The sequence below is a fragment of the Streptomyces sp. Da 82-17 genome (genome assembly GCF_046098215.1).
Taxonomy (GTDB): Bacteria; Actinomycetota; Actinomycetes; order Streptomycetales; family Streptomycetaceae; genus Streptomyces.
Map to the genome: position 1 here is coordinate 395,946 of NZ_JBJURH010000001.1, position 25,169 is coordinate 421,114.

Sequence of the window (25,169 nt, forward strand, 5' to 3'; positions counted from 1 at the left end):
CCGCGTATGCACACCACCTCAGCCACGGCCGTCGCCGACCTGTGGGACCGCGTCTTCGGCACGCAGCCGGACCCGGACCTGTGGCTGGTGATCGTCACGGGGGTGGCCGCCCTCGCCGCCGTCGTCCCGCACGGCCTCTGGCGGCTCAGCCGCAACGCCATCACCATCGCGCACGAGGGCGGGCACGGCCTGGTCGCGCTGCTCACCGGCCGCAAGCTCGACGGCATCCGGCTGCACAGCGACACCTCGGGCCTGACGGTCAGCCGCGGCAAGCCCACCGGCATCGGCATGATCCTCACCGCCGCGGCGGGCTACACGGCGCCGCCGCTGCTCGGCCTCGGCGGTGCGTGGCTGCTCGCCGCGAACCACATCACGCTCCTGCTGTGGGCGGCGACGGCCCTGCTCATCGCCCTCCTCGTGATGATCCGGAACGCGTACGGCGCCCTCACCGTGATCCTCACGGGCGGCGCGTTCGTCCTGATCTCGTGGCTGGCGACCCCGCAGGTGCAGGCGCTGTTCGCGTACGTGGTGGTCTGGTTCCTGCTCCTCGGCGGTGTGCGCCCCGCGTTCGAGCTGCAGGGCAAGCGGCGCCACGGCGGGGCCCCGGACTCCGACGCGGACCAGCTCTCGCGGCTGACCCATGTCCCGGCCGGGCTCTGGCTGTTCCTCTTCCACGCCGTCTCGCTCTGCTCGCTGCTCGGCGGCGGACGGTGGCTGCTCGGACTGTGAGACCCGGTCCGACCAGGGGCGATACGGATGCCCTGGCGGCGTACGAGAGTTGTCCACAGGCAAAATCGGGTCGCGGGCCCAGCGATTAAAGTGTGGGCATGACCGAGAATTCCGCGCACACCGCCCTCTGGCCCGCCCCGACCGCGAGCGGAGCCGTCGATGCGACGGTCCACGTGCCCGGTTCCAAATCGGTCACCAACCGCGCCCTCGTCCTGGCCGCCCTCGCCGGCGAGCCGGGCGTCCTGCGCCGCCCGCTGCGCTCCCGGGACACGCTGCTCATGGCCGCCGCGCTGCGCTCCCTCGGGGTGGACATCGCGGAGGAGCAGGGGGCCGACGGCGCGGAGTCGTGGCGCGTCACCCCGGCCCCGCTGACCGCCCCGGCGACGGTCGACGTCGGCAACGCGGGCACGGTCATGCGCTTCGTCCCCCCGGTGGCGGCGCTCGCCGACGGCCCGGTCCGCTTCGACGGCGACCCGAGGTCGTACGAGCGCCCGCTGCACGGCGTGATCGACGCGCTGCGCGCTCTCGGCGCCGAGATCGACGACGAGGGCCGCGGCTCCCTCCCCCTGACGGTGCACGGCGCCGGTGCGCTGAAGGGCGGCCGGGTCGAGATCGACGCGTCCTCGTCCTCCCAGTTCGTCAGCGCGCTGCTGCTCTCCGGGCCGCGCTTCGAGGAGGGCGTGGAGGTGCGCCACACCGGCGGCAGCCTGCCCTCGATGGCGCACATCCGGATGACGGTCGACATGCTGCGCGAGGTCGGCGCCCAGGTGACCGACCCGGAGTCGGGCGGCGAGGCGAACGTGTGGAAGGTCGCCCCCGGCCCGCTGCGCGGCCGTGACCTGACGATCGAGCCGGACCTGTCCAACGCCCAGCCGTTCCTGGCGGCGGCCCTGGTCACCGGCGGCAAGGTCACGATCCCCGACTGGCCGGAGCGCACGACGCAGCCCGGCGACCAGCTGCGCGAGATCTTCACGGCGATGGGCGGCAGCTGCGAACTGACCGAGAAGGGCCTGGAGTTCACCGGCTCCGGCAAGATCCACGGCATCGACGTGGACCTGAGCGAGGTCGGCGAGCTCACCCCCGTGATCGCCGCCGTCGCCGCCCTCGCCGACGGCCCGTCCACGCTCCGCGGCGTGGCCCACCTGCGGCTGCACGAGACGGACCGCCTGGCCGCGCTCACCAAGGAGATCAACGGCCTCGGCGGTGACGTCACGGAGACGGCCGACGGCCTGCACATCCGCCCCCGCGCACTGCACGGCGGCACCTTCCACACGTACGACGACCACCGCATGGCGACGGCCGGGTCGGTGATCGGGCTCGCGGTGGACGGCGTGCAGATCGAGAACGTCGCGACCACGGCGAAGACCCTGCCGGACTTCCCCGACATGTGGACCACGATGCTCGGCGACCGGCTCGGGAACCAGCAGGGATAAGGCACCGCGATGCGCCGCTACGGCAAGAACCCCGACGAGGACGACATCCGGGTCCGCCCCAACCGCAAGGGCAACCGCCCCCGCACCCACATCCGCCCCAAGCACGAGGACGCCGCCGAGGGCATGGTCCTCACCGTGGACCGGGGCCGCCTCACCTGCCTCGTCGAGGACCGGATCGTCATGGCGATGAAGGCCCGCGAACTGGGCCGCAAGGCAGCCGTCGTGGGCGACCGGGTCGCCGTCGTCGGGGACCTGTCCGGCAAGAAGGACACCCTCGCCCGCATCGTGCGCATCGAGGAGCGCAGCTCGGTCCTGCGCCGCACGGCGGACGACGACGATCCGTACGAACGCGTCGTCGTCGCCAACGCCGACCAGCTCGCGATCGTCACCGCCCTCGCCGACCCCGAGCCGCGCCCCCGCCTCATCGACCGCTGCCTGGTCGCGGCGTACGACGCGGGCCTGGAGCCGCTCCTCGTCCTCACCAAGTCCGACCTCGCCCCGGCCGACAAACTCCTGGACGCCTACGGCGCCCTCGACTTCCCGTACGTGGTGACCAGCCGCGAGGAGCTGGCCGACGGCGAAGCGGCGGACCGGGTGCGGGAGTTGCTCGACGGGCACGTGACGGCGTTCGTCGGCCACTCGGGCGTGGGGAAGACGACGCTGGTGAACGCCCTGGTGCCGGAGGACCGGCGGCGTACGACGGGCCATGTCAACGCGGTCACGGGCCGCGGCCGGCACACGACGACGTCGGCGCTGGCGCTGCCGCTGACCGGCGCCGAGGGCTGGGTGATCGACACCCCGGGTGTGCGCTCCTTCGGGCTGCACCACGTCGACCCGTCCCGGGTGATCCACGCCTTCCCCGACCTGGAGCCGGGTACGGCGGAGTGCCCGCGCGCCTGCAGCCACGACGAGCAGGACTGCGCGCTCGACGCGTGGGTGGCGGAGGGGCACGCCGACCCTGCCCGCCTGTACTCGCTGCGGCGGCTGCTCGCCACCAGGGAGCGGCGCGAAGGGGACTGAACCTCGCGGTGGTTTGCCGTTCCGGCGCAACGGTGCATGCATAATCGCACCGAGCCGGACACCCGGCGCGTGAGCGGACGAAGCGGACACCGGGCGCGCGCAGCAGGCGGACCACCGGCACCGAGGCGCAGGAGGCGGACAAACCATGGCGTGGCTGCTGGTCATCGTCGCCGGATTCCTGGAGACCGGCTTCGCCGTCTGCCTCAAGCTCTCGCACGGCTTCACCCGCCTCTGGCCGACGATCTCCTTCGCGATCTTCGCCCTGAGCAGCTTCGGCCTGCTGACGCTCGCCCTGAAGCGGCTCGACGTGGGCCCGGCGTACGCGGTGTGGACCGGCATCGGCGCGGCGGGCACGGCGATCTACGGGATGGTCTTCCTCGGCGACGTGGTGTCCACGCTGAAGCTGATCTCGATCACGATGGTCATCGTCGGCGTCATCGGCCTCCAGCTCTCGGGCGGAGCCCACTGACTCAGGGCCCGACCACCGCGCTCCCGAGCCGCCACCGCGGGCGTGACCCGCCGAGGCTGACGACCCCGACGCGATCCGCCTCGGTCGGGCACCCCCGCGCCGAGCACGCCGCCCGCGCCGCCCCGACACGGCCACCCGAGCACCGCCGCACCCGCCACACCTGCCTCGCCCGGCACCCCCGCCCGAACCTGCAGGCCCCGCCCGAAGCCGCCGGCCCCAACGCGCCCGCCCCGGTCACAGCCCACCCATCGCCCCTCGGCACACCCCCGACCCCGCCCTACGACCCCACCGCCCCCCGCACGAGCCCCGCGGCCCCGCCCTCCCCTGCCGGGGCGAGCAGGCAGGACAGGGCCAGGCGGAGCGCGATCTCGCAGTCGTGGGACAGGGCGGCGCGCCCGGCGGTGTCGGCGTTCCCGGGGGCGAGGACGGCGAGTGCGCGGTCGCGGACCAGGGCGACGAGCTCGGCCGGCGACGGCAGCGGCCCGTCCGCCCGCCGCTGGGCGGGGACCGGCGAGGTGGACCGCACGGCGGCGCGGGGCGGCATGGGCAGCCCGTCGGTCCCGTACCCGGTGAGTACGGCTCTGAGCAGCGCGTTCCCCTGGGCGGACGTCACCGTCCAGTCGGCCAGGGCCGGCAACCCGCCCGCGGCGAGGGCCCGTTCGGCACCGGCGAGATAGGCGTCGGTCTCGCGGCGCACCAGGGACCGGGCGAGGCCGTCCTTGCTGCCGAACTCGTTGTAGAGGGTCTGCCGGGACACCCCGGCGAGCGCGGCGACGTCGACCATGCGCACCGCCGGCCAGGGCCGACGCGCGAGGGACGCGCGGGCCGCGTCGAGCAGTGACTCCCGGGCTGCCGGCATCGTTGCCTCCCCGGCCGGGCGCCCCCGGCGTAGGCAGCGGCTTTCCAGGCAGAGTTGACGCGACCGCCCGCACTGTCAAGACCCGCGGACGCCCTCCTCCACAGGGGCCGGACACCCCCTCCACAGGGGCCGGACACCCTCCGGGCGCGGGCCGGTCGAGGGCCGTGTGGTCCCGTACGAGCGCGCTCGATACTGTTCGCTCATGCCCGACTATCTCGATGATCTGCGTCTCGCCCATGTCCTCGCCGACGCGGCGGACCGCGCGACCATGGACCGGTTCAAGGCCCTCGACCTGAAAGTCGAGACCAAGCCGGACATGACTCCGGTCAGCGAGGCGGACAAGGCGGCCGAGGAGCTCATCCGCAGCCAGCTCCAGCGCGCCCGCCCGCGCGACGCGATCCTCGGCGAGGAGTACGGCATCGAGGGCACGGGCCCGCGCCGCTGGGTGATCGATCCGATCGACGGCACGAAGAACTACGTACGCGGGGTGCCCGTGTGGGCGACCCTGATCTCCCTGATGGAGGCGGGCGAGGGCGGCTACCAGCCGGTGGTCGGCGTCGTCTCCGCCCCCGCGCTCGGCCGCCGCTGGTGGGCGGCGAAGGGCTCGGGCGCGTACACCGGGCGCAGCCTGACCTCCGCGACCAGGCTGCAGGTCTCGAACGTGTCCCGGGTCTCCGACGCCTCGTTCGCGTACTCGTCGCTGAGCGGCTGGGAGGAGCAGGGCCGGCTCGACGGGTTCCTGGACCTCACGCGGGCCTGCTGGCGCACGCGCGGGTACGGCGACTTCTGGCCGTACATGATGGTGGCCGAGGGCTCGGTCGACATCTGCGCGGAGCCGGAGCTGTCGCTGTGGGACATGGCGGCCAACGCGATCGTCGTGACCGAGGCCGGCGGCCGCTTCACCGGACTGGACGGCACCCCGGGCCCGCACAGCGGCAACGCGGCGGCGTCCAACGGGCACCTGCACGACGAGCTGCTCGGATACCTCAACCAGCGGTACTGACCGGCGTCGCCGATCAGCGGCCCTGACCAGCGGCACCGGCCGGGGTCGCCCGCGTCGCCGCGCGTTTCCTCTTGTTGACCCTCCGTGGACCTGCCACTCTGAGAGTCCCCCTACTTGTGAACTTGTGAATTCGTTCTCTTTGAAGAACGAATCACTTGTCGCAAACCCTCAGGAGGTGGCTTCAGCCCATGCTCGTCCGCGACGCCATGAGCACGATGGTCCTCACGATCGGACCCGACCACACCCTCCGCCAGGCCGCCCGTCTGATGTCCGCCCGCAGGGTCGGCGCAGCGGTCGTCCTCGACACCGACGCAGGCGGCCTCGGCATCCTCACCGAGCGCGACATCCTCAACTCCCTCGGCGCGAACCAGGATCCGGACCAGGAGACCGCGAGCACCCACACCACGAACGACGTGGTCTTCGCCGCCCCGTCCTGGACCCTGGAGGAGGCCGCGGACGCCATGGCGCACGGCGGCTTCCGGCATCTGATCGTGCTCGACCACCAGGAGCCGGTCGGCATCGTCTCGGTGCGCGACATCATCCGCTGCTGGGCCCCGCGCCACCGCCACGCAGGCGCGGCCGTGCAGGCATGACCCCTCCCGCGTGAACGCCAAGAGGGCCGGACCCCGAACGGGATCCGGCCCTCAGGCCTACGGCAAACGGCCCGGTCAGCCGCGCAGGGCCTGGACCGCGGCGTCCAGTCGCTTGCCGAAGTCTCCGTCCGCGCGACGGAAGTTCTCGATCGCGCGCTCCGCGATCTCGTCGCGCGAGACCTTCGCGATGAAGCCCGCCAGGTTGTCGATCAGGCGACCCTTCTCGTCCTCGGACATCAGGCGGTAGAGGTTGCCCGCCTGCACGAAGTCGTCGTCCTCGGCGTGCACGGGCGCCGGGTGGTTGCCGGTGCCGCCGGTCACCGCGCTCGACGACCACAGCGGACGGTCGGTCTGGTGCGGCCCGCCGAAGGAGTTCGGCTCGTAGTTCTTCGCGCCCTTGTGGCGGCCGTCGTACAGGAAGCCGTCACGCGAGTTCGTACGCGCCTCGGTGGCGTGCGGGCGGTTGACCGGCAGGTGGTCGGCGTTGATGCCGACGCGGTAGCGGTGGGCGTCGCCGTACGCGAAGAGGCGGCCCTGGAGCATCTTGTCCGGGGACGGGCCGATGCCCGGCACGAAGTGGGCGGGGCTGAAGATCGACTGCTCGACCTCGGCGAACACGTTCTCCGGGTTGCGGTTGAGCTCCAGCTTGCCGATCTCGATCGGCGGGTAGTCCTCGTGCGGCCACACCTTGGTGAGGTCGAAGGGGTTGAAGCGGTACGTCGCGGCGTCGGCCGCGGGCATGATCTGCACCTGCACGGTCCAGGTCGGGAACTCGCCGCGCTCGATGGCCTCCCGCAGGTCCCGCTGGTGCGAGTCCGGGTCCTCACCGGCGAGCCGGTTGGCCTCGGCCTGGGTGAGGTTCTTGATCCCCTGGTCGGTCTTGAAGTGGTACTTGACCCAGAAGACCTCGCCGGCCTCGTTGTTCCACTGGAAGGTGTGCGATCCGTACCCGTTCATGTGGCGGTACGAGGCGGGGATGCCGCGGTCGCCGAAGAGCCAGGTCACCTGATGGGTGCTCTCCGGGCTGAGGCCCCAGAAGTCCCAGACGTTGTCCGCCTCCTGCGAGCCGGTGTACGGGTCGCGCTTCTGGGTGTGGATGAAGTCCGGGAACTTGATGGCGTCCTTGATGAAGAACACCGGGGTGTTGTTGCCGACGAGGTCGTAATTGCCCTCCTCGGTGTAGAACTTCAGCGCCCAGCCGCGCGGGTCGCGCACCGCGTCGGCCGCGCCGAGGTTGCCCGCCACGGTCGAGAACCGCAGGAACGTCTCGGTCTGCTTGCCGACCTCCGAGAGGAACTTCGCCCGCGTGTACTTCGTCACGTCCGCGGTCACCGTGAACGTGCCGTAGGCCCCCGCGCCGCGGGCGTGCACCACGCGCTCCGGGATGCGCTCGCGGTTGAAGTGGGCCAGCTTCTCCAGGAGCAGCTGGTCCTGGACGAGAACGGGCCCGCCGACGCCGGCCGTCTCGCTGTTCTGGTTGTCGGCGACCGGGGCACCGGCCTCCGTGGTCAGCGGTCCCTGCGTCACGTGCGCCTCCTGCGTCATTCCGGCAAGTCCTGTCCTATGGCTTTCGCTTCGCTGCACTCGATCCTACGATAGACAATGTCTAAGTCAAGCTGGCATCCAGACACAGAGGGCACCCAAACCGAGCAAGCATCCAGACTCACACCCGTTCGGGACTTGAGTCACTGACTGTTAGGCTGACCCCCATGAGTGACCTGTTGGAACGCCTTCGCGAGCGCGGCTGGCGCATGACCGCCCAGCGACGCGTCGTGGCCGAGGTTCTCGACGGGGACCACGTACACCTGACGGCCGACGAAGTGCACGCCCGCGCCGTGACGAAGCTCCCCGAGATCTCCCGGGCGACCGTCTACAACACCCTGGGCGAGCTCGTCAGCCTCGGCGAGGTGCTCGAGGTCGCCACGGACCGCAGGGCGAAGCGGTACGACCCGAACGCCCACCGCCCCCACCACCACCTGGTCTGCGCCCAGTGCGGCGCGATCCGGGACGTGCACCCGGCGGGCGACCCGCTGTCCGACCTGCCGGACTCGGAGCGCTTCGGCTTCACGATCTCCGGCGTCGAGGTCACGTACCGCGGGCTCTGCCCCAGCTGCACGGCGGCCTGACCCCGCGCACACCCCACGCACACACGGCGAGGCCCCCGGCGCCCCACAGGCACCGGGGGCCTCGCCGTGCCCATGACCGCCCCCGCCCCGCTCCCCCGACCCGCGACCGGACCCCTTCCACTACCTGACGGTCCGTCATATTCTCTGCCGCGCCCACCAGTCCGCCGCAGAGCAGCACAGGAGCCCCCGTGGGAGACGATCCGCACCCGACCCCACCCCCCAAACTCCACGCCACCGCCCTCACCCGCACCTTCGGCCGCGGCAGCAAGCGGGTCGACGCGCTCGGTCCCGTCGAACTCGACGTCGCGCCGGGCGAGTTCACCTGCATCGTCGGCCCCTCCGGCTGCGGGAAGTCCACCCTCCTCAGGATCGCCGCGGGCCTGCTCCGGCCCAGCTCGGGCCGCCTGGAGATCCGTACGGACTCCGCCCGGCCGGCCGCGATGATCTTCCAGGACTACGGCATCTACGACTGGAAGACCGTCCTCGCCAACGTCCGCTTCGGCCTCGACGTGCAGCGCGTTCCCCGCAAGGAGGCCGACGCCCGCGCGCACGCGCTGCTCGCCCGCATGGGCCTCGCCGACTTCGCGCAGGCCTACCCGAGCGCGCTGTCCGGCGGGATGCGGCAGCGGGTCGCGATCGCCCGCGCGCTCGCCGTGGAGCCCGAGATCCTGCTGATGGACGAGCCGTTCGCCGCCCTCGACGCGCAGCTCCGCACGATCCTCCAGGACGAACTGCTCGAACTGACCCAGACGACCCGCACCACCACCCTGTTCATCACCCACAGCCTCGAAGAGGCGATCGTCCTCGGCGACCGGGTCCTCGTGATGTCCTCGCGCCCCGGCCGCATCATCGCCGAGCGCCGCCCGCCCTTCGCCCGCCCACGCACCGGCGACATCCGCGACTCCCCCGAATTCACCGCGCTCAAGGGCGAGTTGTGGGAACTCCTGCGCGGCGAGGTGCGTACGGAGGCGGTGCCCGTATGACCACGACCGCCAAGGCGCCGGTGCCCGACATGCTGGTCAGGGAGCCGGGCCCGCAGGAGCTCGACCCGGCCCGCACGCACCGCCGCCGGCGCGCCCTGGAACTCTCCCTCGCCGTCGCCGTCCCCGTGCTGCTGCTTCTGCTGTGGCAGCTCGCGGCCGTCCAGGGCTGGATCGACGACCGCGTCTACCCGGCGCCGCAGACCATCCTGGAGGACGGCGTCGCGCGCGCGGCCGACGGCGAGCTGTGGCCCGACGTGTGGGCGACCCTGAAGCGCGTCCTCGCCGGATACGCCGTCGGCACGGTCAGCGGCTATGTGCTCGGCCTGCTCATGGGCTCGCTCTCGCTGGTCAGGGCCGCACTCGAACCGCTTCTGGACGCGCTCTACGTCGTACCGAAACTCGCGCTGCTCCCCGTCTTCCTCAACATGTTCGGGCTCGGCGAGGGGCCGCAGATCGCATTGGTCGCCGCGACCGTCTTCTTCTTCGTGTGGATCTCCACCATGGCCGCCGTGCTCGCCGTCCCCACCGGCCACCGCGACGCCGGGCAGGTCTTCGGCGCCACGCCCTGGCAGATGTTCCGGCACGTCCTGCTGCCCGCCTCGCTGCCGGCCGTGCTGGTAGGCGCCCGGATCGCGGCGGGCGTCGCCGTCCTGGTGATCGTCGCCTCGGAGTCCATCGCCGCCGACGAGGGCCTGGGGCACCTGATCTTCGACTCCAGGGCGCTGTTCCAGAACGACATCATGTTCGTCGGCATCGTCTGCGTCGCCGTCCTCGGCGTCCTCTTCTCCGAACTGGTGCGCCTCGTCGGCCGGTTGCTCACCCCCTGGGCCCCGCGCGACCACGGCCGCGGCCAGTCCTGAACCACCCCTCACGCCCCGACGGAGGCCCGCCCATGCACACCCGTGTACGTACGAGAAGGACCTGGCCCACCGCGCTCCTCGCCGCAGCCCTGCTCGCCACGGCCACGGCGGGCTGCGCGGAGGAGGACGACCCCACCGGCGCGGGCGCGGCGAAGCCCCGCAGCATCGAACCCGTCGAGGGCTGCACCGAGCACGGCTGGACCGATCCGTCCGACCTCTCCCCCGACCGCGCGCCCGCCCGCTGCGACCAGGGCGCGCCCGCCCCGAAGAAGCTGAGCAAGCCCCGCAAACTCACCGTCGCCACCGGAACCGTCAGCGCCGAGTACGTCGCTCCGCTCCAACTTGCCGTCGAGAAGGGCGAGTTCGCGAAGGAGGGCCTGGACGTGGACGTCAAGGTGCTGCCCACGCCGGACGCGCTGCCGCTGCTCGCCAAGGGGGAGATCGACGCCCAGTGGGCCGCCCCGGAGGCCGCCGTGATGAACGGCATCAACGGCGGCTTCACCATCAAGTGGGTCGCCTCGAACTATTCGTCCGACGCGAAGTCCCGCAGCGGCCTGTGGGTGCGCCTGAAGGACGGGCAGTCCGCGGACCGCGTGCCGATGGCCGGCCGCACCCTCGGCACGATGATCGGCAAGGGCTCCGTCATCGCGTACCCGATGAGCAAGGCCCTGAAGAAGCACGGCGGCGGGCTGGACAAGGTCGACTTCCGCCAGCTCGGCTCGGCCGACGTCCTGACCGCCCTGCAGAACGGCGGCGTCGACTCGGCCTGGCTCCTCGACCCGGTCTGGCGGAAGGTCGACGGCGACGAGAAGTACGCGTTCCTGGGCGGCCAGCCGCAGGGCGAGCCGCTGGGCGGGCTGCTCTTCGGCCCGAACCTGCTGCAGCAGGACCCGGACGCGGGCGTCGCGTTCCTGCGCGCGTACATCAGGACCGTGAACACGTACTTCGCGGGCGACTACAAGAAGGACCCGGCCTTCGTCGCCGAGCTGGCGAAGCTGCTGAAGATCGAGGAATCGGTGCTGAAGTCGACGCCGTCGCTGCGGATGGACTGGGAGATCCGCTCGGGCACCACCGACCGGCTGCAGGCCGCGTACCGCGAGGCGGGCGTGGCCGAGGGCAAGCCCGTACCGGAGAGGAAGGCCGTGGACCGCAGGCTGTACGCGGAGGCGGTGGGCCACCAGCCGTAAGCCATGGCTGGGGCCGCCACCGGGGCCGTAACTGGGGTGCACATGCCGAAGGCCCGGATCCTGGGATCCGGGCCTTCGGTTTCAGTAGCGGGGACAGGATTTGAACCTGCGACCTCTGGGTTATGAGCCCAGCGAGCTACCGAGCTGCTCCACCCCGCGTCGGTGAACACAACAGTACGCGAGGCTTTCGACCAGCGCAAATCGATACTTCAGCGGCCGCGGAGGGGCGTGACCGCGGTCACGCCGTGAGCTCCTGCTGCAGCGCGTCCCGCAGCCGGCCCGCCCGCTCGGCGACCTCCGCAGGACCGAGCCGCACCGCCTGGGCGCACCACTTCTGCCCCTCGGCAAGATCGCCCCGACGCGCGTAGAGCAGGGCGAGCCGCAGCGCCGCCCGGCCGTGCCCGGCCTCGGCCGCGCGCGTCCACCACATCAGCGCCTCCGGCTCGCTGCCCTCGCGCGCGAGCAGCAGGCCGAGGTTGAAGGCGCCGCCGAGGCTGCCCGCCTCCGCCGCCTCGCGGTACCAGCGCGCCGCCTCGACCACGTCACCCCGCGCCGCCGCGAGCGTGCCGACCCGCACCTGCGCACGCCGGTGGCCCTGCTCGGCCGCCCGCTCGTACCACTCCTCGCACTCGCTCTTCTCGCCGACCGCCTCGCCGAGCACCGTGCCGGCGGGCGCCCGCGTATCGCTCCGGTCGAGCAGCGTGCCCAGGCGGTACGCGCCCTCCGCGCTGCCGCCGCCCGCCGCGCACCGCAGATGACGCTCGGCCGTCTGCAGGTCGCCCTCGCGGATCTTGGCGATGCCGACCTGCAGCGCGGCCTCGGTGTGCCCGGCCTTGGCGGCCCGCTCGTACCAGCGCAGGGCGGCCTCCTCGTCGTCCCGGCCGGCGTGCAGGATGCCGAGGTTGAACGCGGCGTCCACGCTGCCCGCCTCGGCGGCCTTGGAGAACCACGGCTCCGCGCCCGTGGTGTCGCCGACCTGGAGGAGCAGCACGGCGAGCGCGTTGGCGGCCTCGCGGTGTCCGGCGTACGCCGCGCGGCGGTACCACTGCTCGGCCTGCGTCGTGCGGCCCTGCTCGGCGCAGAGCAGCCCGAGGTTGTACGCGCCGTTCACGTCGCCCGCGTCCATCGCCGCCCGGTACCAGCGCTCGGCGGTCTGCGTCTCGCCGCGCTCCGCGTGCAGGGCGCCGAGCGCGTTGGCCGCGTTGCCGTCGCCGTCCTGGGCGGCCTTGAGCCACCAGACCGAGGCGTTCTCCTCGTCGCCCGCGTCGCGCAGCAGGAAACCGAGCGCGCAGGCGGCGCGCGGCTCGCCGTCCTTGGCGGACGTGAGGTACCAGCGGCCCGCCTCCTTCAGCTCGCCGCGCTGCTCCAGGATCGCGCCCAGCTGCAGCGCCGCCCTGCGGTGCCCGCGGGCCGCGGCCTGCCGGTACCACTGCTCGATCTCCTCGGCGAGGGTCAGCTGCGCCCCGGCCGTGACGTCCTCGACCGCAGCTCCGTCCTGCGCCGCGCGCTCGCCGCTCCCGTGTGCCGTCTCCGTTTCCGTCGCCGCGGGTCCGTCGAGGGCCGGCTCGTCGATGCCGATCACCACGGACGCCGAGCGCAGCAGGCCGGCGCCGAACACCACGGGCCGCCCGTCGGCCGGGGCCGCGGGCGTCGTCCGCACGGGGGTGCGGCCGGTGTGCGGGCCGCCGGTGAGGGCGCGGTGCCGCGTGCCCGTCGCCCCCTGCACGCCACTGCCGGGCGGGAGTTCCTCCGCGGCCCGCCGCTCGAGGGCTCGCGCCAGGCGGTACGCCGCTTCGCGGTGGCCGCGCTCGGCGGCGGCACGCATCCAGCGCTCGGCGCCGACGTCGCTGCGGTGCTCCAGGAGGTCGGCGAGCGCGTACGCCCCGAGGACATGGCCCTGCTCGGCGGACTGGCGCAGCCAGTACTCGGCGGCCGGCTCGTCGCCGCGCTCGCGGTGGTGGCGGCCGAGGGCGTGCGCGGCCGGGGCGGAGCCCGCGACGGCGGCGATCCGCCACCAGCCGGCGGCCTCGTCCGCGTACCCGCGCTGGTGCAGCAGGACGCCGAGGTTGTTGGCCGCGGCGCGGTCGCCCTCGGCCGTGGCGGCACGCAGATGGGGCTCCGCGCCGTCGAAGTCCCCACGGCGGAGCAACAGGGCGCCGAGCACGCTCATCGACGTGACGTCGCCGGCCTCGGCAGCCAGTCGGTGGCGTGCCTCCTCCGCGACCGCACCGGGGTCGTCCCGGTCGTCGGCCGACTGCATAAGTCGCCCTGTTTCCAACAGAGTTGCCTTGTCCCCCATAACGTCCATCGTCGCACCACCTGCAACCCGGGTACACCTGGTATACCCATGCCAGTGAGGTCACTACAACGTTTTGTCGATATGCCCACAGAGAGATAAGTCAAACACAGATCTCCCAACTCGCCCCGCCCGCCGCACGGATGACTTCAACACCACCGGTCAGAGAGGTGCACCCGTACGCCAAAAGGGGCGCGCGCACGCATGACGAAGGCCCGGATCCTGATTCAGGATCCGGGCCTTCGTCATTCAGTAGCGGGGACAGGATTTGAACCTGCGACCTCTGGGTTATGAGCCCAGCGAGCTACCGAGCTGCTCCACCCCGCGTCGTTGTGTGGCAACCGTACCACGGTGCGGAGGGGGTGCTTGACCGCCGGGGACGGGCGCCCGTCCCCGGCGGCAGCGTCAGCTCTTGTCGCCCGGCTTCGCGCCCGGCTTCTCGCCGCTCTTGTTGCCGGCCTCCTCCTCGCGGGCCTTGGCCTCGGCGTCGGTCGCGCGCTTCAGGGCCTCTTCGAGGTCCTGCTGCGCCTCGCCGTACGCCTGCCAGTCCTGCTTCTTGAGGGCCTCCTCGCCACGCTCCAGGGCGTTCTGCGCGTCCTCCAGGGCCTGCTGGACCGTGGGGTCGCTGGACGGCGGCTGGTCCGGGTCCGTCGGAGGCTGGTCCGGACTGTCGCCCTCCGCGCCGAAGATCGCGTCGAAGGCCTCGCCGAGGGTGTTCTTGAAGACGGTGTTGCGGTTGTACTGCACGCCGACCTTCTTCAGCAGCGGATAGTTCGCGCTGCCACCCTTCACGTACACCGGCTCGATGTAGAGGAAGCCGTCGTTCATCGGCACCGTCAGCAGGTTGCCGTAGACGATGTCCGAGTCGGTGCCTCTCAAGTTGCGGACGAACTCGGCGACTTCGGGGTCACCGTTGAGCTCGCTCTGCACCTGCTGCGGGCCGGGGACGTCCGACTTCACGTTGAGCACTCTTATCGAGCCGTAGCTCTCACTGGTGGCGTCGGCGTCCACCGCCATGAACGCGCCCAGGTTGGGCCGTCCGTTCGGTGTGAACGTCGTCGTCAGCGAGAACTTCTGGTTCTTCTCCCCGGGCATCTTCATGCTCAGGTAGTACGGCGGAACCGCGTTCTTCTCGTTGTTGGTCGGGTCGTTGGGGACCTGCCACACGTCCGAGCCGCTGTAGAACTGCGAGGGGCTCTGCACGTGGTAGCGCGTCATGAGCTCGCGCTGGACCTTGAACAGGTCCTGCGGGTAGCGCATGTGCTCGCGCAGCTCCGGCGAGATCGCGCTCTTCTTCTCGACCGTGTCCGGGAAGGCGTTCATCCAGGTCTTCAGGACCGGGTCCTTCTCGTCCCACTGGTAGAGCTTGACCGAGCCGTCGTACGCGTCGACCGTCGCCTTGACCGAGTTGCGGATGTAGTTGACCTGGTTCTCCTGGGCCACCACCGCGCGCTGGTTGTTGGCCGCGGTCAGCGAGTCCGCCGTGGTGTCACCGAGCGTCGTACGCGAGGCGTACGGGTAGCCGTTGCTCGTCGTGTACGCGTCGACGATCCACTGGATCTTGCCGTCGACCACCGCCGGGTAGGCGTCGCCGTCGATGGTGAGCCAGGGGGCCACCGCCTCGACGCGCTCCTTCGGGGTGCGGTTGTAGAGGATCCGGGAACCCTCGCCGATCGCGCCCGAGTACAGGATCTGCGGCTCGCTGAACGCGACCGCGTACGCCGCCCGGTTGACCGGGTTGGAGAGGTTGACCCCGCTCTTGCCCTCGTAGCTGGTGGTCTTCTCTCCGTCGGCCTCGTAGTCGAGCTCCTTCTGCGGGCCGCCGACGATCGAGTACTGCTGGGTCTTCTCGCCGTAGTAGATCCGCTGCTGGTACTCGCCGAGCTGGCCCTTGGTCGGCAGGCCGGACTCGGTGAAGGCCGGGGAGCCGGCCGGGTCGGCCTTCGGGTCGGTGCTGGTGCCCTTGGCCGTGATCGCGCCGTAGCCGTGGGTGTAGGTGAAGTGGTCGTTGATCCAGTTCCGCTTCGGGATGCCGTCGAGGTCGAGCTCGCGCAGACCGATGACGGTGTCCTGCTCCTTGCCGTTCGCGTCCTTGTAGCGGTCGACGTCGAGCGTGGTCGGGAACTGGTAGTACTTCCGCTGGCGCTGCAGCTGGTCGAAGGTGGGACCGACGACGTTCGGGTCGATCAGGCGGTAACTCGCCTGCGCGTCCGCGTCCTTGCGCAGCTGCTCCTTCGGCATCTGCTCACCGGTCTTGCCCTTGCCCGAGTAGTCGGCGACCTTCGCGCCGTCGATGCCGTACGCCTTGCGGGTCGCCTCGATGTTCTGCTCGATGTACGGCGACTCCTTCTGCTGCTCGTTCGGCTCGACCTGGAACTTCTGGACGATGGCCGGGTAGAGGCCGCCGATCAGGATCGCCGAGAGCACCATCAGGCCGAAGCCGATGACGGGCAGCTGCCAGGTGCGGCGCCAGAGCGTCGCGAAGAACAGCACGGCGCAGATCGCGGCGATGCAGAAGAGGATGGTCTTGGCCGGCAGGTACGCGTTCGCGTCCACGTACCGCAGGCCCGTCCAGTTGCCGGCGGCCTTGAACTCACTGGACTTCACCGCGAGTCCGTACCGGTCCAGCCAGTACGCCACCGCCTTCAGGGCGACGAAGACGCCGAGCAGCACCGACAGATGACCCGTCGCCGCGGCCGTGGCGCGCGCGCCGGGGCTGGTGACGCGGAGCCCGCCGTACAGGTAGTGCGTGAGGGCCGCGGCGATCAGGCCGAGCACCGTGGCGGCGAAGCCGAAGCCCAACAGGAAGCGGTACCACGGCAGATCGAAGGCGTAGAACGCCACGTCCAGGTCGAACTGCGGGTCCTTCTGCCCGAACGGGACGCCGTTGACCCACATCAGCCACGTACGCCACTGGCCCGCGGCCGAGGCGCCGGCGATGAGACCGACCAGCGCCGTGATCCCGAGCAGGATCCACTTCTTGTACGGGGCGATGCCCATGCGGTACCGGTCGAGGTTCTGCTGCTCCATCGACATGGCGCTGAGCGGCGGGCGCAGCCGGTGCGCCAGCCAGATGTTCACGCCGACGGCCACCGCCATGAGCAGGCCGAAGACCGCGAACAGTCCGATCTTGCTCCACAGGGTGGTGGTGAAGACGGAGGAATACTTGACCGACCGGTACCAGAGCCAGTCCGTCCAGAACCCCGCGAACATGACGAAGAGCATGGCCAGTACGGCCAGGACGCCCAGCGTCAGGAGCAGGGTGCGGACACGCCGGGAGGGTCGGCCCACTCTCATCCGTGGCCCCGATGGGCCTCCGCCGCGGTCCGGCATCTGGAAAGCCAAGGTGCGCACCTCGAAGTTCGCTGTTGGTCGCTGCTGTTGAGCTGCTGACGAGCTGTTGTCTGGGGGCTCAGCGATCGTAGAGCCCACTGATGCAACTTACTGAAGCTTTACTCAGTTCCCGATCTCGGGGATGAACCAGGCAGGATATTGCTCATGCCCAACCAATCCCCCTCCGGCCCTCCGATGGCCGCGAGCCCGCTCACCCGCGCCGTGCTCGAGATCGACGACTACGTCGCCGGCATCGGCTGGGACCAGCCCGCCCGTCTCTTCGCCCTCGTCGACACCGCGCAGCTGCGCAGTCAGGAGCCCGGCCTCGCCGACCGTCTCGGTCTCGGCGACGAGCAGCCCGCTGGCACCCTCACGCCCATCGAGCAGGAGGAACTGCCCGCCGGCAGCCCGCTCGACGAGTTCCTCGGCACCATCGCCTGGCCCGACGCGGTGGCCGGCTGCGCGCTGTCCGTGGAGCGGCTGATGCTGCCGCCGTCGGCGGAGACCTCCGTCCCGCAGGGCCTGAGCGAGGCCGAGTTGACCAAGTGGGTCGCCGAGCACCCGGACCGCCAGGAGGTCCGGATGACGGTCGCCGTGCTGCGCGACGGCGCGCGTGAGTCGGCCCTGCGGCTGCGCGAGAAGGACTCGCCGACCGAGGTCCTCACCGGCTCGGACCTGGTCCCGGGCCTGGCGGACGCGCTGGCGGCGACGTTCGCGGAGTAGCCGCTCGCCGTACGACATGGATTCGCCGTACGACACGGTCAGGGGCGCCCTCGTGGTGAGGGCGCCCCTGCCGCGTCTTGTGCTCCCGCTGCTTCCGCGTTGCGTCGCTGCTACTTGGCGGTGCAGCTCGGCAGGCTGTCCGTCTTGCCGGCGCGGATGTCCTTCAGCGACTTCACGGCGTCGTCGATCGTCTTGACCTTCACGAGCGTCAGGCCTGCGGGGATGTCCCGGGCGGCGGAGTCGCAGTTGTCGGCGGGCGTCAGGAAGTACTCGGCGCCGCGGTCGCGCGCTCCGACCGTCTTCATCTCGATGCCGCCGATGGGGCCGACCTCGCCCTCCTCGGTGATCGTGCCCGTGCCGGCGACGAACTTGCCGCCCGTGAGGTCCTCCGGGGTCAGCTTGTCGACCAGGCCGAGCGCGAACATCAGGCCGGCGCTGGGGCCGCCGACGTCGGCCAGCTTGATGTCGATGTTGAACGGGAACGTGTGGTCCGTGCCGGCCTCGATGCCGACGATGGCGTGCTTGTCGCCCTTCTTCGGGTCGGCCGCCTCGGTCGCGACGGAGACCTGCTCGGTGTCCGTCGGCTCCTTGCCGGCCTTCTCCGCGGCGGCCGCCTCCTTCGCGGGTACGACGGTGAAGACCACGTCCTCGCCCGCGGTGTGCTTGGTGACGAGCTTCGCCACGTCCGAGGGCCGCTTCACCGCGGTGCCGTCGACCGCCTTGATCACGTCGCCCGCGTGCAGCTTGCCCTCGGCCGGCTTGGCCTTGACGACGGTGGACACGACGACGCGCGTCTGCACGGGGATGTCCAGCTGCTTGAGAGCGGCGACCTTCGCGCTCTCCTGGGACTGGCTGAACTCCTCGGCGTTCTCCTGGCTGGACTGCTCCTCGGTCTTGCCGTCCGGGTAGAGCGTCTCGTGCGGCACGACGATGTTGTCGTGGGCCAGCCAGCCGTAGACCGCCTGGAACAGGTTCATGTTGTAGTCGGCGCTGGTGACGCGGACCGTCGTCATGTTCAGGTGGCCGGTCGTCGGGTACGTCTTGTGGCCGCTGATCTGCAGAACCGGTTCTCCGCCGTGCTCCCCGAGGGTGTTCACCGTCGGCCCCGGGGTCATCTCCGAGTAGGGGACCTTGATGAGGACTCCCGCGCACAGAAGCGCGATCAGCATCAGGGTGGAGGCGAGCATCGTCGCGGTGCGGCGTGGCATGGAACGACAGTACGGGACAGGTCTGTCAGCGCACCGCCGGGGCCGGTCCGTACGAGCCCGGACGCGGGGCCCCGACGCGGTTCCCGGCGCAGTTCAGGAGGCGCGGGCGGGGCCCGAACCGGAACCTGCCCGGTGGATCCGCGAAGGCTCCGAGACGGCCGCCGCCGACAGCGCGGCCCGGCCTTCGCCGGCCTGCGGCGCGACCTCGTCGGCCTCGGCCTTCTCCATGGCCGCACGGAACTTCGCGTACCCCGCGAGCTCCGGGCCGTCGCCGGTTCTGGTGCGGTTGCGGGAAGCCCAACTGCCCCACATTCCCGCACAGATCGCAGCCATAAGCGGAATCAGCAACCACGCAAGCGCCGCCATGCCGACCTCCCGACCCCATGAGCGACCTCAACCGACTGATCAGCAGATTAACCATCTGCACCGTCAACGCTCGCCTCAGGGGTGCGGTTACGCAACCGGAGCCACAACCTCCACGGCCGTCTCCGCAAGGTTCCGCGCCGTCGACCACGCAAGACTCACCGAACCGGACGAGAAACACGGGGCCGAACAGGGGACACGGGACTCGCCGGGGCTCCGGGGTGGCGACTCGCCGGGCTCCGGGTGGCGACTCGCCGGGGTTCCGGGTGGCGACTCGCCGGGCTCCGGGTGGGGACTCGCCGGGCTCCGGGGTGGGCGCTCAGCAGGCGCCGACCCACTCCTCCGTGCCGTCCGAGAAGCGCTGGTGCTTCCAGATCGGCACCTCGTGCTTGAGGTCGTCGATCAGCTTGCGGCAGGCCGCGAACGCCTCCGCGCGGTGCGGGCAGGACACGGCCACGACCACGGCGAGGTCGCCCACCGCCAGGTCGCCGACGCGGTGCACGGCGGCGAGGGCGCGCACCGGGTACTCGGCGACGACCTTGTCGGCCACGCGGCGCATCTCGGCCTCGGCCGTGGGGTGGCAGGAGTACCCCAGCATGTCGACGTCCGCGCCGCCGTCGTGGTTGCGCACGGTGCCCACGAACAGGGCCGTGCCGCCCGCCGTGGGGTCGCCGACGGCCGCGAAGACCTCGTCGAGCGAGAGCGGGGTGTCCCGGATCGCGAGCAGGCGGATCGGGTCCGCGTGCTGCCCCGCCGGGGCGTCGACGTCGGGCGAGGCCCCGGCGGGGGCCTGCGCCGCCTGCTCACCGGGGTGATCGTTCCGTGCTGCCATGCGTCCATCGTGCCGTACGCCACCGACATGCGGAATAGCGGTTTCGACCGGTCGTGGACGCCCGCTCTAGGAGGGAACTACAGGAACGGCGCCGGAGGGGACGGCGCGAGAACCGGCACCGGAGGCCGACAGCAGGTGGACGGAAGCCGGCACCGGAGCAGGCGGCGCCGAAACCGGCACCGCGCCGACGAGAACCGGCACTACAAAGGTGCGGCTGGATCCCGCAGACGTACGGCTGGATCCCGCGGACGTACGGCTGGATCCCGCAGACGTACGGCTGGATCCCGCAGACGTACGGCTAGATCCCGCGCCGTCTGCGTGCCCTGCGGACCACCGCCGCGGCGCCGAGCAGAGCCACCGTCGCGCCCGCCGCACCCGCGGCCGTCGCGTCCTTGCGGCCGAGCCTGCGCCCCGCCACCGTGTGCCGCCCGGAGACCTCCTCCAGGAGCTCGGCGAGCACCTCCTCGTTGGTCCACTGCGGCCGCCAGCCCGCGTCGTGCAGCCCCGTGCCGCTGACCACCCACGGGTACATCGTGTACGCGAGGTCGCCCGCCGGGGACGGCGTGAGCCCGATGCGGTGGAGGCGCGCGGCCGCGCCCAGGGCGACCGTGGAGGGCAGCTCCATGCGGCGGATCCCGCTGAGCTCCTCGACCTCCTCCTGCTCCAGCCACCCGTCACAGCCGACGGCCAGCTCGCCCTCGGCCTTCTCCAGCACCGCGTACTCCAGGGCGCTGCACAGGTCCTCGACGTGGCAGAACTGCCACACGGGGCGCGAACCCGCCACTACTAGGAGGCGGGGCGATTCGAAGTAGCGCGTGAGGGCCGTGTCCGTGCCGCCCACCAGGACCGCCGGGCGCAGAACCGTCACATTGAGGCCGGGGTGGGCGCGCGGCGCCCGGCGCGCGAGACGCTCGATCTCCAGCAGGTCGCCGACCCCGGTCGCCTCGGCGGTGGCGCGCAACTCCGCGTCCTCCGACAGCGGCAGGTCGTTGTCCTCCAGGGCCCCGTAGACCATCGCCGAAGTGCACAGGACGACGCGGTGCACACCGGCCGCGGCGGCCGCGGTGAGCACGGTCTGCGTCCCCCGCACGTTGTACGCCGTACGGGCCGCGGGGTCGCTCTCCAGGTCGAGGTCGAGCGCGAGGTGCACGACGACGTCCACGCCGCGCAGCTTCTCCGCGATCGACGGGTCGCGGACGTCGAGGATGTGCCACTGCGCCGCCGCGCACTCCCCGCGCCGCTCGTCGATGGCCACGACCTGCTTGATCTCGTCCGAGGCCGCGAGGCGTTCGGCGAGCAGCGCGCCGATGCCCGACGCGGCACCGGTCACGGCGACCACGGGGCCGCGGGCGGCGGCCGGGGTTGCGCGGTTTCGCGCTGCGCGAACCTGCGGATCTGGGGAACTCACCAGGCGTCTCCAGCGGTTGTCTTCAGTACGCGCGCCGTTGAGGCATGCGTACCAGTTGGCATCCATCCTGCCGCAGCCCGGATCCCAGCGGAGCACCGAGCCCGGAAGCGGTGTCGGTGTCTACGCTGGATGGCAAAGTCGGGCAGACGCCGTCGGTACGAAGCCGGCGGCCCAACGAGCCGAGGATTCCCGTGAGTGACACCCCATTCGGATTCGGCCTTCCGCCGGAGGAGCCGGAGAACGGCGACGAGGGCAAGAAGAAGGACCAGCAGGGCGGTGGTGGCCAAGGCGGCGCGGCGAACCCGTTCGGCTTCGGCGGCTTCCCCGGCGCCGGCGCCCCGGGCGGTGGCGACAACCCCTTCGCCGCGATGTTCGGGAACATGAACCCGGGCGACCTGGGCGCGGCCTTCCAACAGCTCGGCCAGATGCTGTCCTACGAGGGCGGCCCCGTGAACTGGGACATGGCCAAGCAGATCGCCCGCCAGGTGGTGTCCCAGGGCACCGCGGACGGCACGAAGGACGCGAGCGTCGGCCCCGCCGACCGCAGCGCCGTCGAGGAGGCCGTGCGCCTGGCCGACCTGTGGCTGGACGGCGTGACGTCGCTGCCGTCCGGTGCGGGCACAGCCGTCGCCTGGTCCCGCGCGGAGTGGGTCGAGGCGACGCTGCCGGTGTGGCAGGAACTGGTCGACCCGGTCGCCGAGCGGGTCGGCTCGGCGATGGGCGATGTGCTGCCCGAGGAGATGCAGGCCATGGCGGGCCCGCTGATCGGCATGATGCGCTCCATGGGCGGCGCCATGTTCGGCCAGCAGATCGGTCAGGCCGTGGGCGCGCTCGCGGGCGAGGTCGTCGGCTCCAGCGACGTCGGCCTGCCGCTCGGCCCGGCCGGCAAGGCCGCGCTCCTGCCGGTGAACATCGAGGCGTTCGGCAAGGACCTGAGCGTCGACCAGAACGAGGTGCGGCTGTACCTGGCGCTGCGCGAGGCCGCGCACCAGCGCCTGTTCGCGCACGTGCCGTGGCTGCGCTCGCACCTCTTCGGCGCGGTCGAGGGGTACGCGCGGGGCATCAAGGTCGACACCTCGAAGCTGGAGGACGTGGTCGGCCAGTTCGACCCGCAGAACCCCGAGGAGATCCAACAGGCGCTCCAGCAGGGCATGTTCCAGCCCGAGGACACCCCGGAGCAGAAGACCGCGCTCGCCCGCCTGGAGACGGCGCTCGCGCTGGTCGAGGGCTGGGTCGACGCGGTGGTGCACGAGGCCGCGAAGGACCGGCTGTCGTCCGCCGCCGCGCTGCGCGAGACGCTGCGCCGCCGCCGTGCCACGGGCGGGCCCGCGGAGCAGACGTTCGCCACGCTCATCGGCCTGGAGCTGCGCCCGCGCCGGCTGCGGGACGCCTCGCGCCTGTGGGCGTCGCTCACCGACGCGCGCGGTGTGGACGGCCGCGACGGCCTGTGGGAGCACCCGGACATGCTGCCGACCGCCGAGGACCTCGACGACCCGGACGGCTTCGTGCACCGCGAGCAGCTGGACTTCTCCGAGCTGGACAAGATGCTCGGAGAGGCGGCCGGCGGCCCCGACCTGAAGAAGGGCGAAGCCCCGCAGCAGGGTGAAGCCCCGCAGCAGGACGAGGCCAAGGGCGACGGGACCGGCGAGGGCGACACCGACAAGTGAGCCTCCACGACGACGCGAATCTCGTACTCAAGGCGTACGAACGGGGCGGCGAGCAGGGCGAGTTGCGTACCGCCTACCTCGATCACCTGGCGGCGCACCCGGACGGCATGTGGAAGGCCTGCGAGGCGGGGCACATCACGGCGAGCGCGCTCGTCGTGGACCCGTCCCGCGGCCGCGTTCTCCTTACGCTGCACAAGAAGCTGCGGATGTGGCTGCAGATGGGCGGGCACTGCGAGCCTGGCGATGCGACGCTCGCGGCCGCCGCGCTGCGGGAGGCCACGGAGGAGTCCGGCATCGAGGGGCTCACGCTGCTTCCGGGCGGCCCGGTCAAGCTGGACCGGCACCCGATCCCGGCGCCCTGCAACTGGCACCTGGACGTGCAGTACGCCGCGTTGGCCCCCGAGGGTGCGGTGGAGGCGGTCAGCGACGAGTCGCTCGACGTGCGCTGGTTCGCGTACGACGAAGTGGCGGACGTCGCCGACGAGTCGGTCGTGCAGCTCCTGGAAGCGACGCGCGCGGCGCTCTGATCGCTGTGTACGTGTAAGGGGCGGTCACCATGGTGACCGCCCCTTACAGCTGCTCTCAACAGGGCGGGTTTTCCAGCCCTGTTGTGCGTCACTCCCAGGCGTTGCCGCGGTTCTGGCCGCGGGCGCCCTGCTGACCCACGCCGTACTGCGCGGCCAGGCCGCCGCCGATGGCGGCGTTCTGCGGCGGGAGCAGCTCGCTGGGCTGGACGAGCGCGAAGCCGGTGCCCATGAAGCTCAGCTCCCAGCCCTCGCCGGTGTTGCCGCGGCGGCGGCGCACGCCCGAGGAGTGCGTCTGCGCCTGCATCTGCACCCGCAGGGAGTTGGACCAGGCGACGATCGCGTCCGCGTCCGCGTTGACGTACTTCTCTGGCGTGACCTGCAGCATCAGCGGCTGGCCCGACGTCATCAGGGCGACCTTGCCGGTGCCGGAGATGTTGAGCTGGTACTTGCCGGAGCCGGAGATGCCGAACTGGCTGTCCACGGCGATGACTTCGGTGTGCAGCTGGGAGTCGAGCGCGAGGACATAGCTGCTGTCCACGGTCAGGCCCTGCTGGTCGACGTCGACGATGTGGATGTACTGCGCGAGGTTGGCCAGGTAGACCGTGCCCTGCCCGGAGCAGCGCATCAGGTCGAGGCCCTCACCGGTGTTGGCGCGGGCGCGGCGCTGCCCCTGCGACTGGTACTCGCCGTCGAACTCCATCAGGCCCTGGTAGGCCACCATCGCGCCCTTGCGGGCGAGGACATCGTCGTGGCCCTCCAGGGAGACCCGCAGCATCTGCGGGTTCTGGATCGCGTAGCGCTCCTGGGTCTGCTGCTCGGTGTGAGCGAAAAGCGGGCTCTGCATGGTGTGTTCGCTCCCCCTAGCCCCGGATCCGGAGGCGGTCGGTGCTGTCCTCACTGGGCTGTACGACGACGATGCCCTGGCCGGAGAAGGCCATCTGGTAGGCCTCGCCGCTGCCCCGGCCGATCATCGAGGACGCCTTGAAGCTGCGCTTGCCCTTCACCTTGAGGTTCGGGGACCAGGCGACGAGGGCGTCCGGGTCGACGTACGTCTCGTCCTCGCCGCTGCCGCAGTCGACGACGATCGGGGCGCCGCGGGAGGTCAGCGCGACCCAGCCCTGGCCGCCGAGCTTCACGTTCCACAGGCCCTGGCCGGCGAACTTGGCGAGGCCCTTGACGCGTTCGACGCCCCACTGGAGGCTCGCGTCGAAGGCGAGCAGGTTGGTGCCGTTGACGGAGAGGCCCTCGCCGTTGAGGTTGATGACGACGACGTCCGCGCCGTAGTCGGCGAGGTAGAGCATGCCGTCGCCGCTGGCCTGCATCAGCGGCGTGCCCTCACCGGTGATCCACTGCCCGGCGATCTGCCGCACGGCCGGCGGGTTCGGCTGGTACTGCACGAAGCCCTCGTACGCGACCATCGAGCCGGTGCGCGCGAAGACGTCCTGTCCGGATTGCATGGCGATCTTCACCATGCTGCGGCCGTGGTTCTCCATCCGGGCCGCGACGGCGGTCGGGGCGAAGCCCGCGAGCTGCTGGTTCATTGACTTCGC

The 25,169-nt window shown here is 71.5% G+C and carries 23 protein-coding genes and 2 tRNA genes; 13 read left to right on the top strand and 12 right to left on the bottom strand.

The annotated features are described in order from the left end of the window. Nucleotides 1-6 precede the first annotated feature (6 nt). The 4 genes from ACIDOF_RS01815 (at nucleotide 7) to ACIDOF_RS01830 (ending at nucleotide 3,651) form a co-directional block, all read left to right on the top strand. Complete coding sequence (locus tag ACIDOF_RS01815; protein WP_409003793.1) at nucleotides 7-729, top strand: M50 family metallopeptidase; 723 nt, start codon at nucleotides 7-9, stop codon at nucleotides 727-729. Between the two features lie 98 nt (nucleotides 730-827). Then, on the top strand, nucleotides 828-2,162 hold the full coding sequence (gene aroA / locus ACIDOF_RS01820) for a 3-phosphoshikimate 1-carboxyvinyltransferase (protein ID WP_409003794.1): 1,335 nt from the start codon (nucleotides 828-830) through the stop codon (nucleotides 2,160-2,162). 9 nt (nucleotides 2,163-2,171) lie between these two features. After that, nucleotides 2,172-3,182 carry a ribosome small subunit-dependent GTPase A gene (gene rsgA / locus ACIDOF_RS01825; RefSeq protein ID WP_409003795.1) on the top strand — a complete coding sequence of 337 codons (1,011 nt, stop codon included), beginning with the start codon at nucleotides 2,172-2,174 and terminating at the stop codon, nucleotides 3,180-3,182. A gap of 145 nt (nucleotides 3,183-3,327) precedes the next feature. Then, the gene (locus ACIDOF_RS01830; protein ID WP_409003796.1) at nucleotides 3,328-3,651 is read left to right on the top strand and encodes a DMT family transporter; all 324 of its coding nucleotides are present in this window, start codon (nucleotides 3,328-3,330) and stop codon (nucleotides 3,649-3,651) included. 277 nt (nucleotides 3,652-3,928) lie between these two features. On the opposite strand, the gene ACIDOF_RS01835 is transcribed toward ACIDOF_RS01830, so the two are convergent. Beyond that, on the bottom strand, nucleotides 3,929-4,510 hold the full coding sequence (locus ACIDOF_RS01835; RefSeq protein ID WP_409003797.1) for a TetR/AcrR family transcriptional regulator: 582 nt from the start codon (nucleotides 4,508-4,510) through the stop codon (nucleotides 3,929-3,931). A 202-nt stretch (nucleotides 4,511-4,712) separates the two neighbouring features. Between ACIDOF_RS01835 and hisN the strand changes: the two genes are divergently transcribed. After that, nucleotides 4,713-5,513 (top strand): histidinol-phosphatase, encoded by an 801-nt coding sequence (hisN, locus tag ACIDOF_RS01840; RefSeq protein ID WP_409003798.1) that lies wholly within the window; start codon nucleotides 4,713-4,715, stop codon nucleotides 5,511-5,513. 188 nt (nucleotides 5,514-5,701) lie between these two features. Next, nucleotides 5,702-6,106 carry a cyclic nucleotide-binding/CBS domain-containing protein gene (locus ACIDOF_RS01845; protein ID WP_409003799.1) on the top strand — a complete coding sequence of 135 codons (405 nt, stop codon included), beginning with the start codon at nucleotides 5,702-5,704 and terminating at the stop codon, nucleotides 6,104-6,106. Nucleotides 6,107-6,181: 75 nt separating this feature from the next. Here ACIDOF_RS01845 and ACIDOF_RS01850 read toward each other — a convergent pair whose 3' ends face one another. Beyond that, nucleotides 6,182-7,651: a catalase gene (locus ACIDOF_RS01850; RefSeq protein ID WP_409003800.1), complete on the bottom strand. Its 1,470-nt coding sequence runs from the start codon at nucleotides 7,649-7,651 to the stop codon at nucleotides 6,182-6,184. 164 nt (nucleotides 7,652-7,815) lie between these two features. On the opposite strand from ACIDOF_RS01850, the gene ACIDOF_RS01855 reads away from it, so the two are divergent. The 4 genes from ACIDOF_RS01855 to ACIDOF_RS01870 all read left to right on the top strand — a co-directional run bounded on the left by ACIDOF_RS01855 (nucleotide 7,816) and on the right by ACIDOF_RS01870 (nucleotide 11,262). Then, nucleotides 7,816-8,232, top strand: a complete 417-nt coding sequence (locus tag ACIDOF_RS01855; RefSeq protein WP_409003801.1) for a Fur family transcriptional regulator — start codon at nucleotides 7,816-7,818, stop codon at nucleotides 8,230-8,232. A gap of 188 nt (nucleotides 8,233-8,420) precedes the next feature. Further along, nucleotides 8,421-9,215: an ABC transporter ATP-binding protein gene (locus ACIDOF_RS01860; RefSeq protein ID WP_409003802.1), complete on the top strand. Its 795-nt coding sequence runs from the start codon at nucleotides 8,421-8,423 to the stop codon at nucleotides 9,213-9,215. Next, the gene (locus tag ACIDOF_RS01865; RefSeq protein WP_409003803.1) at nucleotides 9,212-10,075 is read left to right on the top strand and encodes an ABC transporter permease; all 864 of its coding nucleotides are present in this window, start codon (nucleotides 9,212-9,214) and stop codon (nucleotides 10,073-10,075) included. Before ACIDOF_RS01860 ends, ACIDOF_RS01865 begins: the two co-directional genes overlap by 4 nt. 32 nt (nucleotides 10,076-10,107) lie before the next feature. Continuing rightward, nucleotides 10,108-11,262, top strand: coding sequence for an ABC transporter substrate-binding protein (locus ACIDOF_RS01870; RefSeq protein WP_409003804.1), 1,155 nt, complete (start codon nucleotides 10,108-10,110; stop codon nucleotides 11,260-11,262). Nucleotides 11,263-11,347: 85 nt separating this feature from the next. Here the strand turns inward: ACIDOF_RS01870 and ACIDOF_RS01875 are convergent. The 4 genes from ACIDOF_RS01875 to ACIDOF_RS01890 form a co-directional block, all read right to left on the bottom strand. Further along, a tRNA-Met gene (locus ACIDOF_RS01875) sits at nucleotides 11,348-11,421 on the bottom strand. 79 nt (nucleotides 11,422-11,500) lie between these two features. After that, the gene (locus tag ACIDOF_RS01880; protein WP_409003805.1) at nucleotides 11,501-13,570 is read right to left on the bottom strand and encodes a tetratricopeptide repeat protein; all 2,070 of its coding nucleotides are present in this window, start codon (nucleotides 13,568-13,570) and stop codon (nucleotides 11,501-11,503) included. 241 nt (nucleotides 13,571-13,811) lie between these two features. Continuing rightward, nucleotides 13,812-13,885, bottom strand: a tRNA-Met gene (locus ACIDOF_RS01885). Between the two features lie 78 nt (nucleotides 13,886-13,963). Continuing rightward, nucleotides 13,964-16,891 (bottom strand): UPF0182 family protein, encoded by a 2,928-nt coding sequence (locus tag ACIDOF_RS01890; RefSeq protein ID WP_409004025.1) that lies wholly within the window; start codon nucleotides 16,889-16,891, stop codon nucleotides 13,964-13,966. A gap of 165 nt (nucleotides 16,892-17,056) precedes the next feature. Between ACIDOF_RS01890 and ACIDOF_RS01895 the strand changes: the two genes are divergently transcribed. Next, complete coding sequence (locus ACIDOF_RS01895) at nucleotides 17,057-17,614, top strand: PPA1309 family protein (protein WP_409003806.1); 558 nt, start codon at nucleotides 17,057-17,059, stop codon at nucleotides 17,612-17,614. Nucleotides 17,615-17,724: 110 nt separating this feature from the next. On the opposite strand, the gene ACIDOF_RS01900 is transcribed toward ACIDOF_RS01895, so the two are convergent. The 4 genes from ACIDOF_RS01900 to ACIDOF_RS01915 form a co-directional block, all read right to left on the bottom strand. After that, entirely contained in the window at nucleotides 17,725-18,822 is a 1,098-nt protein-coding gene (locus ACIDOF_RS01900; protein ID WP_409003807.1) for a PDZ domain-containing protein, read from the bottom strand. Between the two features lie 93 nt (nucleotides 18,823-18,915). Next, nucleotides 18,916-19,155, bottom strand: a complete 240-nt coding sequence (locus ACIDOF_RS01905; RefSeq protein WP_409003808.1) for a hypothetical protein — start codon at nucleotides 19,153-19,155, stop codon at nucleotides 18,916-18,918. 349 nt (nucleotides 19,156-19,504) lie between these two features. Next, nucleotides 19,505-20,017, bottom strand: coding sequence for a molybdenum cofactor biosynthesis protein MoaE (locus tag ACIDOF_RS01910; RefSeq protein WP_409003809.1), 513 nt, complete (start codon nucleotides 20,015-20,017; stop codon nucleotides 19,505-19,507). Between the two features lie 298 nt (nucleotides 20,018-20,315). Then, entirely contained in the window at nucleotides 20,316-21,425 is a 1,110-nt protein-coding gene (locus ACIDOF_RS01915) for an SDR family oxidoreductase (protein ID WP_409003810.1), read from the bottom strand. A 191-nt stretch (nucleotides 21,426-21,616) separates the two neighbouring features. Between ACIDOF_RS01915 and ACIDOF_RS01920 the strand changes: the two genes are divergently transcribed. Both ACIDOF_RS01920 and ACIDOF_RS01925 read left to right on the top strand, forming a co-directional pair. Then, the gene (locus ACIDOF_RS01920) at nucleotides 21,617-23,092 is read left to right on the top strand and encodes a zinc-dependent metalloprotease (protein WP_409003811.1); all 1,476 of its coding nucleotides are present in this window, start codon (nucleotides 21,617-21,619) and stop codon (nucleotides 23,090-23,092) included. Continuing rightward, complete coding sequence (locus ACIDOF_RS01925) at nucleotides 23,089-23,619, top strand: NUDIX hydrolase (RefSeq protein ID WP_409003812.1); 531 nt, start codon at nucleotides 23,089-23,091, stop codon at nucleotides 23,617-23,619. The genes ACIDOF_RS01920 and ACIDOF_RS01925 overlap by 4 nt, the downstream gene beginning before the upstream one ends. 88 nt (nucleotides 23,620-23,707) lie before the next feature. On the opposite strand, the gene ACIDOF_RS01930 is transcribed toward ACIDOF_RS01925, so the two are convergent. Together ACIDOF_RS01930 and ACIDOF_RS01935 are read right to left on the bottom strand one after the other, a co-directional pair. Then, nucleotides 23,708-24,463: an AIM24 family protein gene (locus ACIDOF_RS01930; protein ID WP_409003813.1), complete on the bottom strand. Its 756-nt coding sequence runs from the start codon at nucleotides 24,461-24,463 to the stop codon at nucleotides 23,708-23,710. A gap of 16 nt (nucleotides 24,464-24,479) precedes the next feature. Continuing rightward, nucleotides 24,480-25,160 carry an AIM24 family protein gene (locus tag ACIDOF_RS01935; protein WP_409003814.1) on the bottom strand — a complete coding sequence of 227 codons (681 nt, stop codon included), beginning with the start codon at nucleotides 25,158-25,160 and terminating at the stop codon, nucleotides 24,480-24,482. Nucleotides 25,161-25,169: the final 9 nt, after the last annotated feature.

Coding starts and splice junctions, on each gene's coding strand:
- ACIDOF_RS01870 (WP_409003804.1), top strand. CDS start 10,108: ATGCACACCCGTGTACGTACGAGAAGGACCTGGCCCACCGCGCTCCTC.
- ACIDOF_RS01910 (WP_409003809.1), bottom strand. CDS start 20,017: ATGGCAGCACGGAACGATCACCCCGGTGAGCAGGCGGCGCAGGCCCCC.
- ACIDOF_RS01865 (WP_409003803.1), top strand. CDS start 9,212: ATGACCACGACCGCCAAGGCGCCGGTGCCCGACATGCTGGTCAGGGAG.
- ACIDOF_RS01845 (WP_409003799.1), top strand. CDS start 5,702: ATGCTCGTCCGCGACGCCATGAGCACGATGGTCCTCACGATCGGACCC.
- ACIDOF_RS01930 (WP_409003813.1), bottom strand. CDS start 24,463: ATGCAGAGCCCGCTTTTCGCTCACACCGAGCAGCAGACCCAGGAGCGC.
- rsgA (WP_409003795.1), top strand. CDS start 2,172: ATGCGCCGCTACGGCAAGAACCCCGACGAGGACGACATCCGGGTCCGC.
- ACIDOF_RS01850 (WP_409003800.1), bottom strand. CDS start 7,651: ATGACGCAGGAGGCGCACGTGACGCAGGGACCGCTGACCACGGAGGCC.
- ACIDOF_RS01935 (WP_409003814.1), bottom strand. CDS start 25,160: ATGAACCAGCAGCTCGCGGGCTTCGCCCCGACCGCCGTCGCGGCCCGG.
- ACIDOF_RS01830 (WP_409003796.1), top strand. CDS start 3,328: ATGGCGTGGCTGCTGGTCATCGTCGCCGGATTCCTGGAGACCGGCTTC.
- ACIDOF_RS01815 (WP_409003793.1), top strand. CDS start 7: ATGCACACCACCTCAGCCACGGCCGTCGCCGACCTGTGGGACCGCGTC.
- aroA (WP_409003794.1), top strand. CDS start 828: ATGACCGAGAATTCCGCGCACACCGCCCTCTGGCCCGCCCCGACCGCG.
- ACIDOF_RS01835 (WP_409003797.1), bottom strand. CDS start 4,510: ATGCCGGCAGCCCGGGAGTCACTGCTCGACGCGGCCCGCGCGTCCCTC.
- hisN (WP_409003798.1), top strand. CDS start 4,713: ATGCCCGACTATCTCGATGATCTGCGTCTCGCCCATGTCCTCGCCGAC.
- ACIDOF_RS01855 (WP_409003801.1), top strand. CDS start 7,816: ATGAGTGACCTGTTGGAACGCCTTCGCGAGCGCGGCTGGCGCATGACC.
- ACIDOF_RS01905 (WP_409003808.1), bottom strand. CDS start 19,155: ATGGCTGCGATCTGTGCGGGAATGTGGGGCAGTTGGGCTTCCCGCAAC.
- ACIDOF_RS01895 (WP_409003806.1), top strand. CDS start 17,057: ATGCCCAACCAATCCCCCTCCGGCCCTCCGATGGCCGCGAGCCCGCTC.
- ACIDOF_RS01880 (WP_409003805.1), bottom strand. CDS start 13,570: ATGGACGTTATGGGGGACAAGGCAACTCTGTTGGAAACAGGGCGACTT.
- ACIDOF_RS01900 (WP_409003807.1), bottom strand. CDS start 18,822: ATGCCACGCCGCACCGCGACGATGCTCGCCTCCACCCTGATGCTGATC.
- ACIDOF_RS01890 (WP_409004025.1), bottom strand. CDS start 16,891: ATGCCGGACCGCGGCGGAGGCCCATCGGGGCCACGGATGAGAGTGGGC.